Origin of the sequence: Citrobacter sp. TBCS-14 (genome assembly GCF_005280805.1) — a bacterium.
Classification (GTDB): domain Bacteria; phylum Pseudomonadota; class Gammaproteobacteria; order Enterobacterales; family Enterobacteriaceae; genus Citrobacter; species Citrobacter gillenii.
In genome coordinates, this window is the sequence record NZ_SZWM01000859.1 from 237 (window position 1) to 614 (window position 378).

Consider the following 378-nt stretch of genomic DNA (forward strand, 5'->3'; position numbering starts at 1 on the left):
GCTTTGGTTCTGCTGCCACCAGATTTGCGCTGCACGGCTGTTATAGGCAAACAAAGCGACTTCAGCAGACTGGGTACACGCCTTCTTAAGGCGACGCTCATCCGGCAAGCCGAGTTCAATCCAGAGATCAATGCCCAGGTGGTCGTTGCGCAACCATGCTTCGGGTTCGTCTTCAGCGCTTAAACCCCGCGTGAATTGCAGCCGCTCGTCAGCATATTTAATCCATGCCAACAGACGCAACATCATGCGTTCCTGGGTTTCTGAAGGGTGACGCGCCAGCGTCAATGTCGCGTCAAGAAACTGGCTGCGGTCGAGATCCGCTACGTTGACGACGGCTTTATAGATTGTCGCTTTAAGCGCCATGGGAGAACTCCTTTT

At 54.0% G+C, this 378-nt stretch carries 1 protein-coding gene; it reads right to left on the reverse strand.

Annotated elements, in window-relative coordinates; all coding sequences use genetic code 11:
* A partial coding sequence (locus FDX22_RS31770) for a YaeQ family protein (RefSeq protein WP_255433026.1) occupies window positions 1-363 on the reverse strand: 363 nt, incomplete at its 3' end.
* Window positions 364-378 lie beyond the last annotated feature (15 nt).